At 41.0% G+C, this 14676-nt stretch carries 15 protein-coding genes and 1 tRNA gene; 14 read left to right on the forward strand and 2 right to left on the reverse strand.

Annotation, left to right across the window (positions count from 1 at the left end):
- Positions 1-123 precede the first annotated feature (123 nt).
- The 12 genes from ATE92_RS03220 to ATE92_RS03275 all read left to right on the forward strand — a co-directional run bounded on the left by ATE92_RS03220 (position 124) and on the right by ATE92_RS03275 (position 9695).
- Positions 124-196, forward strand: a tRNA-Phe gene (locus ATE92_RS03220).
- 444 nt (positions 197-640) lie between these two features.
- Positions 641-1393 carry a DUF481 domain-containing protein gene (locus tag ATE92_RS03225; protein WP_100802328.1) on the forward strand — a complete coding sequence of 251 codons (753 nt, stop codon included), beginning with the start codon at positions 641-643 and terminating at the stop codon, positions 1391-1393.
- Positions 1394-1497: 104 nt separating this feature from the next.
- Positions 1498-1836, forward strand: a complete 339-nt coding sequence (locus ATE92_RS03230; protein ID WP_100802329.1) for an arsenosugar biosynthesis-associated peroxidase-like protein — start codon at positions 1498-1500, stop codon at positions 1834-1836.
- 11 nt (positions 1837-1847) lie between these two features.
- Positions 1848-2915, forward strand: coding sequence for an arsenosugar biosynthesis radical SAM (seleno)protein ArsS (arsS, locus tag ATE92_RS03235; protein WP_100802330.1), 1068 nt, complete (start codon positions 1848-1850; stop codon positions 2913-2915).
- A 25-nt stretch (positions 2916-2940) separates the two neighbouring features.
- On the forward strand, positions 2941-3438 hold the full coding sequence (locus ATE92_RS03240; protein WP_100802331.1) for a rhodanese-like domain-containing protein: 498 nt from the start codon (positions 2941-2943) through the stop codon (positions 3436-3438).
- Positions 3438-4124 carry a TIGR04282 family arsenosugar biosynthesis glycosyltransferase gene (locus ATE92_RS03245; protein WP_100802332.1) on the forward strand — a complete coding sequence of 229 codons (687 nt, stop codon included), beginning with the start codon at positions 3438-3440 and terminating at the stop codon, positions 4122-4124. Before ATE92_RS03240 ends, ATE92_RS03245 begins: the two co-directional genes overlap by 1 nt.
- A gap of 7 nt (positions 4125-4131) precedes the next feature.
- On the forward strand, positions 4132-4944 hold the full coding sequence (locus tag ATE92_RS03250; RefSeq protein ID WP_100802333.1) for a purine-nucleoside phosphorylase: 813 nt from the start codon (positions 4132-4134) through the stop codon (positions 4942-4944).
- A gap of 17 nt (positions 4945-4961) precedes the next feature.
- Positions 4962-5930 carry an arsenosugar biosynthesis arsenite methyltransferase ArsM gene (gene arsM / locus ATE92_RS03255; protein ID WP_100802334.1) on the forward strand — a complete coding sequence of 323 codons (969 nt, stop codon included), beginning with the start codon at positions 4962-4964 and terminating at the stop codon, positions 5928-5930.
- A gap of 86 nt (positions 5931-6016) precedes the next feature.
- A complete protein-coding gene (locus tag ATE92_RS03260; protein WP_100802335.1) occupies positions 6017-7129 on the forward strand; it encodes an inorganic phosphate transporter in 1113 nt (370 codons plus the stop codon).
- 83 nt (positions 7130-7212) lie between these two features.
- Positions 7213-8097: a sterol desaturase family protein gene (locus tag ATE92_RS03265; RefSeq protein WP_100802336.1), complete on the forward strand. Its 885-nt coding sequence runs from the start codon at positions 7213-7215 to the stop codon at positions 8095-8097.
- 37 nt (positions 8098-8134) lie between these two features.
- A complete protein-coding gene (locus ATE92_RS03270; protein WP_100802337.1) occupies positions 8135-8938 on the forward strand; it encodes a DUF547 domain-containing protein in 804 nt (267 codons plus the stop codon).
- A 43-nt stretch (positions 8939-8981) separates the two neighbouring features.
- Positions 8982-9695, forward strand: coding sequence for a TIGR04283 family arsenosugar biosynthesis glycosyltransferase (locus ATE92_RS03275; RefSeq protein ID WP_100802338.1), 714 nt, complete (start codon positions 8982-8984; stop codon positions 9693-9695).
- A 49-nt stretch (positions 9696-9744) separates the two neighbouring features.
- Here the strand turns inward: ATE92_RS03275 and ATE92_RS03280 are convergent, their stop codons facing one another.
- Both ATE92_RS03280 and ATE92_RS03285 read right to left on the reverse strand, forming a co-directional pair.
- Complete coding sequence (locus ATE92_RS03280) at positions 9745-10758, reverse strand: glycoside hydrolase (RefSeq protein ID WP_100802339.1); 1014 nt, start codon at positions 10756-10758, stop codon at positions 9745-9747.
- Between the two features lie 102 nt (positions 10759-10860).
- The gene (locus tag ATE92_RS03285) at positions 10861-11577 is read right to left on the reverse strand and encodes a DUF547 domain-containing protein (RefSeq protein ID WP_100802340.1); all 717 of its coding nucleotides are present in this window, start codon (positions 11575-11577) and stop codon (positions 10861-10863) included.
- Between the two features lie 158 nt (positions 11578-11735).
- On the opposite strand from ATE92_RS03285, the gene ATE92_RS03290 reads away from it, so the two are divergent.
- Complete coding sequence (locus tag ATE92_RS03290) at positions 11736-13034, forward strand: NAD(P)/FAD-dependent oxidoreductase (protein ID WP_100802341.1); 1299 nt, start codon at positions 11736-11738, stop codon at positions 13032-13034.
- A gap of 3 nt (positions 13035-13037) precedes the next feature.
- Positions 13038-14627 (forward strand): 4Fe-4S dicluster domain-containing protein, encoded by a 1590-nt coding sequence (locus ATE92_RS03295; protein ID WP_100802342.1) that lies wholly within the window; start codon positions 13038-13040, stop codon positions 14625-14627.
- The last annotated feature ends 49 nt before the right edge of the window (positions 14628-14676 follow it).

The following is a 14676-nucleotide window of genomic DNA, read 5'->3' on the forward strand; positions in this document are numbered from 1 at the left end:
GTACAATTTGAAGTTATAAGGAATTGTTAAGACTGTATTAAATTGAAAATGAAAGTTCCATTATTTTTTTCGATATATATTTTGCAAAAGCTAAAATAGGGTTATATTTGCGCTCTCAATAATGGTACCTTAGCTCAGTTGGTAGAGCAACGGACTGAAAATCCGTGTGTCCCTGGTTCGATTCCTGGAGGTACCACATCACTTACAAAACCCGAAACGAAAGTTTCGGGTTTTTTATTGGAAGATTCGAAGAGAATTTTACTTTTCTGAGAAGCTGACAATAAATAACCAAACTGCCAAGGGCAGTGGGTTTTGTAGTTGCAGTAGTGGAATTAAAGGAACATTCGCCACAGGCGAATGAACCCTGGAGATAGTGAGCCGTATTTATTAGTAGTTGGCTGTTTAATAGCGCTCTTATTAACCTTCTAAATATTAATCTCAACTCGCCGCTGTCGCGGGTATCTTCACCAAATGTCCATCGGACATTTGATTTTGCTTTCATTTCGACCCAGCCTACCGGCAGGCAGGTGCGCTCAATGTGACAGCAAAATTTTGTTTCGATAAGGTAGTGAGTTGTTTTAATTTGTGATAAAAAGTCTTTTTCATACTTTTATAACACTAACCAACCAACCAACGCGCCATGAGATATCTTCTTCTCACTCTCTTTCTATGCTTCTCACTTAATATACACGCTCAGGTTCTCAATGCCGAATCACTTCGGAAAGTGACCGATACCAGCGGCTTTTCCGGATCGGCCGGACTAAATTTTGCACTCAAACGCAATACCAACGACTTCCTTACTATCTCCAGTAATATTCACGTTCAGTACAAGATGCACGAACATCTGGTACTTTTCAAAAACGATGTGGAATTTCAAAAAATTGAAGGAGAAAAACTGGAGAATAACGGGATTTCCCACCTCCGTTACAACTATCGATTTCACCCGCGTATCGCATGGGAAGTCTTTGTACAAGGACAATACAACAAGGTATCCTTAATCGATTTTAGAGGTCTGGTGGGAACAGGACCCAGATTTAAACTCTCCACCTCCGAAAAATATAAATTCTATCTCGGCACTCTTATCATGTATGAACACGAAGAACTGGCCGATGGCATTACGCCCATTCAAAGAGATTTTAGAGGCAGCGCCTACCTCTCTTTCAGTCTGTATCCTACCGAAACCATTAGCTTCAATAGCACTACCTATTATCAGCCAAAATTGTCAAAATTTAGTGATTACCGGGTTTCCAATCAGTCGTCCTTAACCATCTCCTTGTTCAAAAACTTTGCCTTTTCAACTACATATACTTTTCTATTCGACCAAGCGCCGGCAGTAGGTATTCCTAATTCACAATACGATTTTACCACAGGAGTAGCCTATTTCTTCGACTAATTTCTTAAATCTTTTGTAAGTTTTTTTCGTAAGCAAGACTATTGTCTATATTTACGAAATACAAACCGTTTACGCATTTTATTCGTATTTATAGGCAAATCACCATGGCAGGAAACAACTACTACGACCCGGCAGATCTCAGAAAATTTGGTAACATCACCGAATGGGGAGAAGAATTGGGTGCAAAATTTTTCGATTACTATACAAAGGTATTCGAAGAAGGGGCCTTGACAGCACGCGAAAAGTCGCTAATTGCGCTGGCCGTTGCCCACACCGAAATGTGTCCCTATTGTATCGATGCTTATACCAAAGACGGACTGCAACGCGGTATCACCAAAGAAGAAATGATGGAGGCTGTGCACGTGGGCGCTGCCATAAAAAGTGGTGCTTCCCTGGTTCATGGAGTGATGATGATGAATAAAGTAAACAAACTGGACGGATAAGAATCCCTTTTATGTCGAAACTAAAAACCCAATCCCTACACAAACGAGAAAGTGAGCTCGCTGAAGCCAAAAGACAACTGGAAATATTGTCCAATGGTATTTTTCAAAGTGGCGGCCTACCAACCTTTGCGCAAAAAATAAAAGAAACACATCAGTTTCCGCTTCGCCCCAAAAAACTGGAAATCCTTCAAATTAATGTCGGTTATATGTGCAATCAGGTGTGCGAACACTGCCACGTAGATGCCGGCCCGGATCGTACCGAAATTATGACCCGTGAGACCATGGAACAATGTCTGGAAGTTATAAAAAATACCGGCGCACATACCCTGGATCTTACCGGCGGTGCCCCCGAAATGAATCCGAATTTCCGTTGGTTTGTCGATGAGGCCAGTAAGGCCGGAATCAAGGACTTTATTGTAAGAAGTAATCTTACCATCATTCGCGCCAACAAAAAATACTACGACCTGCCACAATTTTTTAAAGAACACAATGTGCACGTGGTAAGCTCTATGCCCCACTGGACACGCGGTAAAACCGACAAACAACGTGGCGATGGTGTTTTCGACAAGTCTATAAAAGCCCTACAAGAATTAAACGCAATTGGTTACGGAATGCCAAACAGTGACCTGCGTCTCGATTTGGTCTATAACCCCAGTGGTGCTTTCTTACCGGGAGATCAGGCGAGTATGGAAAAGGATTTCAAAAAGGCCTTAATGGACGATTTTGGAGTACAGTTTCACAATTTGTTTGCCATTACCAATTTGCCAATTTCACGTTTTCTGGACTATTTAATTGCTTCCGAGAATTACGAAGACTATATGTATCAATTGGTAGATGCGTACAATCCCAAGGCAGTGACCAACGTCATGTGTACCAATACCATTTCAATTAGCTGGGATGGCTTTTTATACGACTGCGATTTCAATCAGATGCTGGGATTGCAAGTAGCCAGCAAGGTAAAGCACATTAACGACTACAACGAGGATTTACTGAACAACCGAAACATTGTGACCTCCCAGCATTGTTACGGATGCACGGCCGGTGCCGGCAGTAGCTGTCAGGGAGCGGTAGCTGAATAATATACACTGTTTCGATAACTTGCGAATGAAAAACACCTTGCTCATATTCGGCTTTTTAGTAACAACTTCCTTGTTTGCACAAGAGTCGATTGACAATCTGCTTAAAGTTTTCAATACACACAGTATTCCGTATATTTCGGTAGAAGAGTTGCGCCGTTTACAGCTGCATGAACCGGTAGTAATTCTGGATGCCCGAGAAAAAGAAGAATATGAGGTGAGTCATATCGCTTCAGCAAAATACATAGGTTTTACGGAGTTTGCTTCGGAAGTGATTTCAAAAGAAATTACGAATAAAAATACACCTTTGGTGGTCTATTGTTCCCTCGGAATTCGTTCAGAAGAAATTGGCGAAAAACTGAAAAAAGCAGGTTTTACCAATGTAAAGAATTTATATGGGGGAGTTTTTAAGTGGAAAAATAAAGGCTATCCTGTTATAGATTCTACAGGAAACAAAACCGAAAGAGTACACGCGTATTCCATCCTATGGGGAAAATGGCTTACCAAAGCCGAAAAAGTTTACTAATGGCAGTTTTAACGAAGAAAGACACGGCAGGAGGTGCGGAATTTGCGAAAGATTTTCATTTTCCTGCGTCCAAAAAAGCCCTGATTATCTTTACCCGAAATCCCGAATTGGGGAAATGCAAAACACGACTTGCCGCAACTATTGGCGACGAAAAAGCCTTAAAAATATACAACTTCCTACTCGCTCATACCGTTGCGATTACCAAACCGGTTTCGGCAGATAAATTTGTGTTTTATTCCGAACAAATCTGGAAAGACGACTGTTGGGATTCTGAAATTTTCAGAAAGAAATTACAGGAAGGGACCGATTTAGGGGAACGAATGCAAAATGCGTTTTCCGAAATTTTCACCATGGGCTACGAACAAGCCATTATTATTGGAAGCGACATGTACGATATAGATTCAACCCATTTGGAAAAGGCGTTTACAGCACTAAAAATGCATGATTTTGTGATTGGCCCTGCAACCGACGGCGGCTACTACCTTTTGGGAATGCGGCATGTGAAACCTGAACTTTTCAGCAACAAACAATGGGGAACAAATTCGGTATTAGACAGTACCTTGACCGACTTGAAAAATGAATCCCTATATAAACTGCCTCTTAGAAACGATGTAGATATATATGAGGACATAAAGGATAATCCGGTATTTCAACAACTTTTAAACCAAACTGAACAAACAATTTAACCAACGCATGAACAAATTTCTTGAACAATCGGTAGCCTATTTGCAACAACGCGGTTTTGAAGCCCCGGAAGTTGGTATAATTTTAGGCACCGGACTTGGACAAATAATCGATACGATTGAAATAGAAAGCGAAGTAAGCTACAATCACATTCCCAACTTTCCAACCGCCACGGTTGAGTTTCACAAAGGCAAGTTAATCTACGGAACGCTCTCAGGAAAGAAAGTAATTGTAATGCAAGGTCGTTTTCACCTGTACGAGGGGTATAGCCTCCTGGATGTTACTTTTCCGGTACGAGTCATGCATCTGCTAGGTGTAAAAAAATTATTGGTCAGCAATGCTTCCGGAGCAATAAACCTCGATTTCAAAAAAGGGGAGATCATGTTGATCGACGATCATATAAATCTGCAAGGGGGTTCTCCCCTCGCCTTTCATGGGGTCGATAAAATGGGCGAACGTTTTGTGGATATGAGCGCCCCTTACGATGCCGCAATGAACTCGAAATTGGAAGCCATTGCAAAATCGAACAACATCACTTTACACAAAGGAGTATATGCAAGCGTAGTGGGACCACAGCTGGAAACCCGTGCCGAATATCGTTATTTAAAAACTATCGGTGCCGACGCCGTTGGCATGAGTACTGTTCCCGAAATTATAGTCGCCAATCATTTGGGACTCCCGGTGTCAGCCTTATCGGTTTTAACCGACGAATGTGATCCGGACAATTTAAAACCCGTAGACATCAACGAAATTATAGCCATGGCCGGAAAAGCCGAACCCAATATGATTACCTTGTTTACCGAATTACTAAAACAATTATAACAAACTCAACAGAATTTATGAGCTACCTGGATACTACCCACGACCTATATAAAGAAGCAGCACTCACCCCCGATGTAGGACTTTGCTGTACTACTAACCCTGTTTGGGAATTACCCGGATTAAAAATACCCAGAATCATGCAGGAAATGAATTACGGCTGCGGAAGTACCGTACATGCTCGCGATTTAACCAATAACCCCAGAACTTTGTACGTGGGTGTTGGCGGCGGAATGGAATTGCTGCAGTTTGCGTATTTCAACAGGCAAAAAGGCGGTGTGGTTGGTGTAGATGTGGTTGACGAAATGCTGGAAGCCTCCCGAAAAAATTTCAAAGAAGCCGAAGCGGGAAATCCATGGTTTAAAAGTGAATTTGTGGAACTTAAAAAAGGCGATGCCTTACATCTTCCTGTTGAAGATAATACCATAGACGTGGCGGCTCAAAATTGTTTGTTTAATATTTTTAAAGCCGAAGATTTAAAACGTGCCATCGAAGAAATGTATCGTGTGTTGAAACCTCACGGCCGATTGGTAATGAGCGATCCTACCTGTGAACAGCCTATGAATGACACCTTGCGAAACGATGCCCGACTACGTGCCTTATGTCTTAGCGGAAGCATTCCCATAGCCGATTATGTAAAAGCCCTAACCGATGTAGGATTCGGGACCATCGAAATAAGAGCCCGAAAACCTTACCGTATTCTCGACCCCAAAAACTATCCAACCGACGAGCTTATTTACATAGAATCAATTGAAGTAGCCGCCATTAAAGATCCCATGCCCGAAGACGGCCCCTGTGTGTTTACCGGAAAAGCTGCTATCTATTTCGGTGACCAGGATTACCTAGATGATAAAAAAGGGCATATTTTATTGAAAAATCAGCCGTTGGCTATTTGTGATAAAACTGCAGCAGCCTTGAAAAGCTTAGGACGAGATGATATTTACTTCAGCGAATCTACCTTCCATTACGACGGAGGAGGATGCTGTTAACAGAAACAGGTGAGAAACAAACAGAGGTTGTTTAAAAACTAAGCTTCAATTTATTTCGTAACTATTTCAAACCAAAAAAAGCTGTTATGATTTTAGTGCTACTTTTTATTGCTGCTTGCTTCCTGGCCTTTAGTAATGGAGCAAACGACAATTTTAAAGGAGTAGCTACTCTGTTTGGCAGTGGAACGACCAACTACAAAAAAGCAATCGGCTGGGCTACCATCACCACTTTTGGAGGATCGGTGGCAGCCATATTTTTAGCGGGAGCACTGGTAAAGAACTTTTCAGGAAAAGGATTGGTGCCCGATACGCTAATACAAAATCCAATATTTGCCATATCTATTGCATTGGGAGCAGCGATCACAGTATTTTTAGCCACAAAAATAGGAATGCCAATTTCTACTACACACGGACTTGTTGGTGCTTTGTTTGGAGCAGGTTTTATGGCGATTGGCGCCGATTTCAATTTTTCGAAACTGGGAAACACCTTTTTAATTCCGCTTGTTTTGAGTCCGTTAATGGCGGCCGTCTTGAGCTTTATCCTCTATATTATTTTCAGAAAGGCTCGCAAAAACCTGGGAATTACCAAGAAAAGTTGTGTTTGTGTTTCTGAAAAACAAGCCGCTTTACAACTTGCAAATTCGAATGACAAAATGGACGATTTTACCACTATTGAAGTTTCCACCTGTAAAAAGGATTGTTCCGAAACCTATAAAGGTCGAATTTTAGGACTTACCTCCCAATCGGTTTTGGACAGCCTGCATTTTTTAAGTGCAGGAGTTGTTAGTTTTGCCAGAGGCTTGAACGACACCCCAAAAATTGTAGGTCTTTTGGTGATAATTGATGCCATGGATATTAAATGGGGTATGATAGCCGTTGCTATTACCATGGCAATTGGTGGACTGGTCAATGCCAAAAAAGTGGGCGTTACTATGAGCAAGAAAATTACACCTATGAATCACGGTCAGGGATTTACGGCAAATATGATCACGGGGATTTTGGTTACCACCGCCAGTGTGCATGGACTCCCGGTTTCAACAACCCATGTTTCGGTGGGATCCATTTTTGGAATTGGAACGGTTACCAAGAAGGCCGATGTAAAAATGGTTTCAAAAATTTTACTCTCATGGCTGCTCACCTTGCCCATTGCGGCCATTATAAGTGGCTTGATTTTTAAATTGCTCGAGAGTGCGCTGTAAGGATAATAATTTTAACTATTTCACGAATATTTTATGAAATTAGTGAATATAACTTTCGACCAACCCGCAATCGCTTAAACCAAATGGAAAAATACCTCGACATTTTCAGGGAGTCTTATGCAGGATATTTTCGGTATCTACTGGATGAAATTACCCGTTTTCACTGGGAAAATTATTTTTACGGACTCATTGCCGTGTCGCTGGGAGTTTGGATATTGGAATTACTGTTCCCCTGGCGGAAAAACCAAAAGGTCTTCCGAAAGGATTTTTGGCTGGATACCTTTTATATGTTTTTTAATTTTTTTCTGCTGAATCTCATCGTACTTATTTTTCTTTCCAATACTGCCGAAGCACTATTCAACGATTTTCTTGGGGTAGTAGGATTGCAAATTTCTAACTTCGAACTGTTTAATGCCAATGCACTTCCCTATGGGGTTGGTCTGCTTATTTTCTTTGTGGTTTCAGACTTTGTGCAGTGGAACACCCATAGATTATTACACCGCGTTCCATTTTTATGGAATTTTCACAAGGTGCATCATTCAGTTAAGGAAATGGGCTTTGCGGCTCATCTTAGGTATCACTGGATGGAACCCGTAGTGTATAAATCGCTATTGTACATTCCAATTGCGATTATCGGGGGATTCAATATTGAAGATGTAGCCATTGTTCACTTTTTCGCACTTACGGTTGGACATTTAAATCATGCCAATCTGGGTTGGGACTACGGTCCCTTGCGTTATATTTTCAACAATCCGAAGATGCATATTTGGCATCACGCCAAAGTTTTGCCAAAACATACCCAATACGGTGTTAACTACGGTCTTACTCTAAGTCTTTGGGATTATCTTTTTAAAACGAATCACGTTCCTCATGACGGTCGGGATATAGAATTGGGTTTTTCAGGAGATGAAACCTTTCCAAAGGATTTTATTACGCAGGAATTATACCCCTTAAAAACCAAAAAGTAAGCAGATTCGTATATTTTTTGAACTAAACACAGAAACCATGAACTATTTAAAATTTGGCCTAACTCTTTTCTTCTTTACCTTTTTATTACAAAGCTGTAATCTTTTTTCGGCTGCAGGCTTGAGCAGTCAGGGGCAACCTACTAAAGAGGTTGAAGGAAAACTTACCTCAACTACGGCAAATTCGGCTGTAAATGTGAACCATAAACAATGGGATGCCCTGTTAAAAAAACACGTTAATAGTGATGGTCTGGTAGATTACAAAGGTTTTCAGAAAGACAGAGCCGCGCTAACGGGATATTTGCAAATGCTGTCTAAGCAAGAACCAAACGATGACTGGAGTGTGCAAGAATTGCTCGCCTATTACATTAATGCCTATAACGCCTATACGGTAAATGCTATTTTGGACAATTATCCGGTAAAAAGCATTAAAGATATAAGTGGAGTCTGGACCAAGGGTTCGGTGCCAATTGGTGACAACAATCTCTCTTTAGGGGGAATTGAAAATGGTATCCTTCGGAAAATGAACGAGCCGAGAATTCATTTTGCTATTAATTGTGCATCCATTTCTTGTCCTAAATTGCTTAACGAAGCCTTTGTCGCTTCAAAAATCAATGAACAATTAGACAGAGCTACTAAAGAATTTATCAATAGCGATAAAAATGACCTCAATACCAATAATCCTAAATTGTCTTCTATTTTTGATTGGTATCAAAAAGACTTTGAAGTAAATGGCAAACAAGACGTTATTGGATATGTGAATCGGTTTAGTAAGACTCAAATAGCCAAGAGTGCAACCATCCAATACAAAGAATACGATTGGAATCTCAATGAACAAAAATAGGCTTGCTAATAGTAGGGCCGCTTTTATTTTGTAAGTTTAGAATATGATAAGTATCGTTATTCCGGTGTTAAATGAAGAGGCAACCATTGGAGCGTTGTTGTTGTATTTGCAAAAAAACAGCACTCCTAATTTTGTTACTGAAATACTTGTAGTAGATGGAGGAAGCACAGATACTACGCCAAAGGTAATTGCCGATATTTCAGAAAAAACCGAAATTACGATTCAGTTTATTGCTTCAGATAAAGGGAGAGCCATACAAATGAATACGGGCGCTCGACATGCCTCAGGCAGTATACTGTATTTCCTGCATGCAGATTCTTTTCCGCCGAAACATTTCGACAAACATATTGTAGAGAAAGTAAAAAAAGGAGACACCACAGGTTGTTTTCGTATGAAATTTGACACCAAACATCCGTTATTGCAAATTTCCCAATGGTTTACGCGATTTAACCTCAAAGTTTGCAGAGGAGGTGACCAGTCCTTATTTATAACAAAGGAATTGTTTCAGAGTTTAGGCGGATTTAATGAAACCTATACCATTTACGAAGATTGTGAATTTATTAATCGGTTGTACAGTACAACGCGTTTTACGGTAATCCCCGAGTATATCACTACCTCTTCCCGTAAGTACCGTGAACGGGGAACTTGGGCGCTCCAGTTTCATTTTATGATGATTCATTTAAAAAACCGAATGGGAGCCTCTCCCGAAGCCTTATACAGCTATTATCTCAATCATATCTCCAGACCGGAAATTTAAAAATAAGCTTATCGTTTACAGGAAGAAATAGTGCAGATTTACGCATATACTAATTGTTCTCTTTATAAGCCTGTCGGATAACCTCTTCGGCAGGCTTATTTTGTGGTGTAAATTGATTATTTTCCATACCTCCCACTTCCGGGTGTTGTATAAACCATTTCCAAACAAAACCTCCGGCAAACCAGGGCTCATTCCATACTTCTTCAAATAAACCTTTTGTCAAGTTGGTCTGGGCTTCCAGATTTGTTTCATTCATATCGCGGTCACTCCTCCAGGGCTCTTTACCGGCATAATCTACGCTACGGTAACCAAATTCGGCAAAAATAATTTTCTTCCTGTGCTTTTCAGCCACCGATTTCAACTCCACTTTCCAGGGTTGCCATCCTAATTTTATTGCTTCAAAAGTTGGTGTTTTACTTTCCGAAACCGGAAAATAAGCATCCACTCCAATATAATCCAGAGCATCCCAAAAAGGTACTCGTTTGTATTCATCCCAATTTGCGGCGTAGGTGAGTTTTCCGTTATATATAGTTTTTATTTCGACAATAAGTGTTTGCCAAAATTGAGGTCTGTGAATAATAAATTGCTCCAGCTCGGTCCCGATACAAAATATAGCAACATGAGTCTCCTCTGCCACCTGTGCAAATTCAAGAATAAAAGTACGGTATGAGGCTTCCAGCGCTTCCCAATTTTCTTCGGAAGTCATTTTTAAATTCCCGGTAAATTCTCCACGCCATATCCAAATTTGTGGTTTCAGCATCACCTGAATATTGTTACCATGTAATTTGGTAATGCATTGCTTTACACCTTCCTTGGTTTCACCTAACCACTGACGCTCTGTATTAAAAACAACCTCGGGATGATCCAGAGTTTTGATAAAACCGAATGGCATCACCGAAGCATAATTTGCATTGAGATTCAATACCGGAACAATATGGTCTTGAGAAACTTCATCGGGAGAGGCAACAAAACTCACTCCATTTATCTTAGGATCGTCGGGCGACTTTTGGGCACAACCGGTTAAGACAAAAAGACCGTATAAAATAAGGGTGAGGTTTTTCATAAGAAAATAGTAATTGCTTCCGAAAAATACAATAAATTTTCTTGTGTTGTGCTTCCGCAGCCTGCAGTGTTTGAGGGTTACACCACAGGCGGGAAGACTTAACTATTTGCTGTTTAAACGCCAGTCGTAGGTGTAGTATGAGAGCTTCGAATTGGGCGATATCTTTTCTTTTCGATAGCTATTCAGAAAATTGATTTCAGATTTTCCCTCCTTTACAAAGTCTTCCCGGTACCATTTGAATATTTCCGAAACACTCACTTCTCCACCGGTAACCTTTATAAATGAATCGTTATTTAAGGCCAAAACTGTTTGTTGTTGTAATTGTTTTTCTAAAACTGAAGGACGATAGGCTTGCGAAATTAGCGGCGGACAGCCTTTGGCGCCGCAGACCAAAACGAAATGAAATCTGGGTTCATCGAACTTGGCCCGAAGCATCTTGTTTTCAATATCATTAAGCGTAAGGGATTGACCTCCTACATCATACTTTACGGTATCAAAAAACCCTTTGGTATCTAACGGAGAATTTGTGGGATAATTACTCAAAACACCCTGTAATACTGCCAGATTATAGGCATTGATCCAAAAGGCTTGGTATTCGTCTGGCTTGGATATTGAAACCCTGGTGTTTTTTGCAGTGGTAAGTGCTATTTGTAAAGTTTGCGGATTGGAATGAAGTGCTTTGTAATCTACTTTTCCATTGGCAACATACTTCCCGAAGAGGGCATCGGCTTCGTCAAAAAAAGCTTGGGGAGATTGGGCTGTTACGTTTAAAATTCCCACAAAAAATAATACGGGAAGAATACAAAGTTTAGGTATCATGCTTCAGAGTTCGTTCGTCAGTAAGTCGGGCGACCTATTATGTAACTTACAGATTGGATAGATATTTCGTTTTAAGAAAATTTTATCATTTAAAAAGAGACAATCCCTGTAATGTTAGTAACTTTAGTTGCGACATACACAGCAACCAATTTCAGTTTATGGAACACATCGTCATTATTGGCAACGGAATTTCAGGCATTACTGCTGCCCGTCATATTCGAAAGCTTTCCGATAAAAAAATTACGATAATTTCTGCCGAATCCGATCACTTTTTCTCTCGTACCGCCCTTATGTACATCTACATGGGACATATGCAATATGAACACACCAAACCCTACGAAGATTATTTCTGGAAGAAAAACAGGATTGACCTGAAACGCGGATTTGTAAAAACCGTTTCTCCCGAAGACAAAGTGCTAACATTATCTGATGGTGAACAAATTAATTTCGACAAACTAATTATCGCGGTAGGTTCCAAATCGAATATGTTTGGATGGCCGGGACAGGATTTGGACGGTGTGCAAGGATTGTATTCGTTACAGGATTTGGAAGCCTTGGAAAAAAATGCGCCTAACAATAAAATATGCGAACGCGCTGTGATAGTAGGCGGTGGACTCATTGGAATTGAATTGGCCGAAATGCTTTCCACACGACAAATTCCGGTGACCTTTCTGGTTCGGGAAGAGAGTTTTTGGAACGTAGTACTTCCGCAAGGCGAAAGCGAAATGTTGAATCGGCATATAAAAAGTCACCATATAGACCTGAGACTTTCCACCAATTTAAAAAAAATCCTTCCTGATAAAAACGGGAGAGCCCGTGCAGTAGTAATTGAAGAAACAGGCGAAGAATTGCCTTGCAACGTTGTGGGTTTAACAGCAGGAGTCACTCCCAATGTCGATTTTTTAAAAGACAGCGGAATTGAACTGGGTCGCGGTGTAAAGGTGAATCGTTTTCTGGAAACCAATAAAAAAGACATCTACGCCATTGGTGATTGCGCCGAACAACACGAGGCCATCGGCAATCGACGGCCCATCGAAGCAGTTTGGTATACCGGCCGTATGATGGGCGAAGTGGTCGCCCAAACCATCTGCGGAAATAAACGGGAATACAAACCCGGACATTGGTTTAACAGTGCCAAATTTTTTGACATCGAATACCAAACCTATGGGTGGGTATTTGCAAAACCAAAAGAATACGAAGCCCATTTTCATTGGAAACACGAGGACGATACCAAATGTATTACCGTAGCTTATCATAAAGAGACCGAAGAATTTTTAGGTATAAATACCTTCGGAATTAGAATGAAACACGAAGTATTGGACCGATGGCTTTCAGAAAAAAAGTCTATCGATTATATCATAAAACATTTAAAAGAAGCCAATTTCGATCCGGAGTTTTATTCCGGATTCGAAAAAGAAATACTTTCAACCTATAACAATCAACCCGTAAACGTCTAAGTTATGAGTACTGTACAACGAAATATGTCTCTAACAGGCGAACCTCCCAAATCGATTAATACGCAGCAAAAACTGGCTACATTTCTGGGTGTCTTCGGACTTTTCCTTTTAGTGCTGGCTGCTGTCAATCTCAATTTTCCCAACAAAGGGGTGTGGTTAGGGATTGCTCTAATTTCTATTCTCGGCGGAGTGGTCTGGTTTGCCAAAGGTGCTTACCAAAATAAGCAGGAGGGTATTAAAAATGATGGGGTTTGGTTTAAATCCATTACCAGTCGCGGGTATTTGGCCTGGATTACAGGAATTTCGCTTACCGGTTTTTATATTGTTTTGTACTTCTTCCCGCAGTTTTTGGGATTGGTGCAGGAAGGTGACAACAAGGGGCTTATTGCCTTCTTCGACCCGTTGAGCAAGCTATTGAGCGGCAATCCTGCGAGTCAGTGGTTTGTGTACGGAACCTTATATACCATTGCAATTCTTTCCTTCGGAACAAAATTTATATGGAAATATCGGCATAACCGATACGAACGTATCAGAACAATAAGTGTGATGTTTTTCCAAACCGCATTCGCCTTTTTGATCCCGGAATTTATGGCGCGGTTAAATTCGGACACCTTTTCACTACCCTATTACGATCTAAAAAATATCTGGCCGCTCAATTATTACAATTTCGAGCAGTACCGGGTAGACAGTTTTATTTCGGCAGGCGATGTGGGACTGGCCTTGTTGCTCTTCGGAATTGCCTCCATCTTTATAATTACCCCGATCCTAACCTATAAGTACGGCAAACGCTGGTACTGCAGCTGGGTGTGCGGCTGTGGCGGTCTTGCCGAAACTGCCGGAGATCCCTTTAGACATTTGAGCGATAAAAGTATGAACGCCTGGAAAATTGAACGTTGGGTGGTGCATAGTGTCTTGGTTTTTGTAGTGGTAATGACCACAGCAGTAGTACACTCCTATTTGGGTGATGATGCCTCAAAATACTGGCTCACAAAAGATGTGTTTTTAATTGGCGTTGGCGTATTTCTTACACTGCTTTTCGCCGCAATATGGTTTTTTAAACGTAAGGAACTGGAAAAAGATGCCCGTTACGGAGCCTTCGGATATCTGGTGATTGTACTGGTGTTAATCGGGATGCATTTTACAGCCGGAAAAACATTGTTCCTCTTTGAAGCTGAAACGCTACGACAGTCGTATGGTTTTCTTATAGGCGCTATTTTTAGCGGTGTCATTGGTACGGGGTTTTATCCTATTTTCGGGAACAGAGTTTGGTGCCGCTTTGGTTGTCCTATGGCAGCAATTCTGGGATTGCAGCAACGTTTGTTCTCTAAATTCAGAATTACAACCAACGGCGGACAATGTATTTCCTGCGGCAATTGTTCAACCTATTGTGAAATGGGGATCGACGTGCGGGCGTATGCTCAAAAAGGCGAGAATATTGTTCGCGCCAGCTGTGTAGGCTGTGGAATTTGTTCGGCTGTATGTCCCAGAGGGGTTTTAAAACTGGAAAACGGGCCGCTTGCTAACAGAATCGAGGGCAATGAAATCTTATTGGGCAACGATGTAGATTTGATGCAATACGTGAACAATCGTTAGATGATAGCTTTTTTAAAAGTTCAGCTGACTATAAAATTAGTTGCACAGA

It is taken from the genome of Ulvibacter sp. MAR_2010_11, assembly GCF_002813135.1.
GTDB lineage: Bacteria > Bacteroidota > Bacteroidia > Flavobacteriales > Flavobacteriaceae > Altibacter.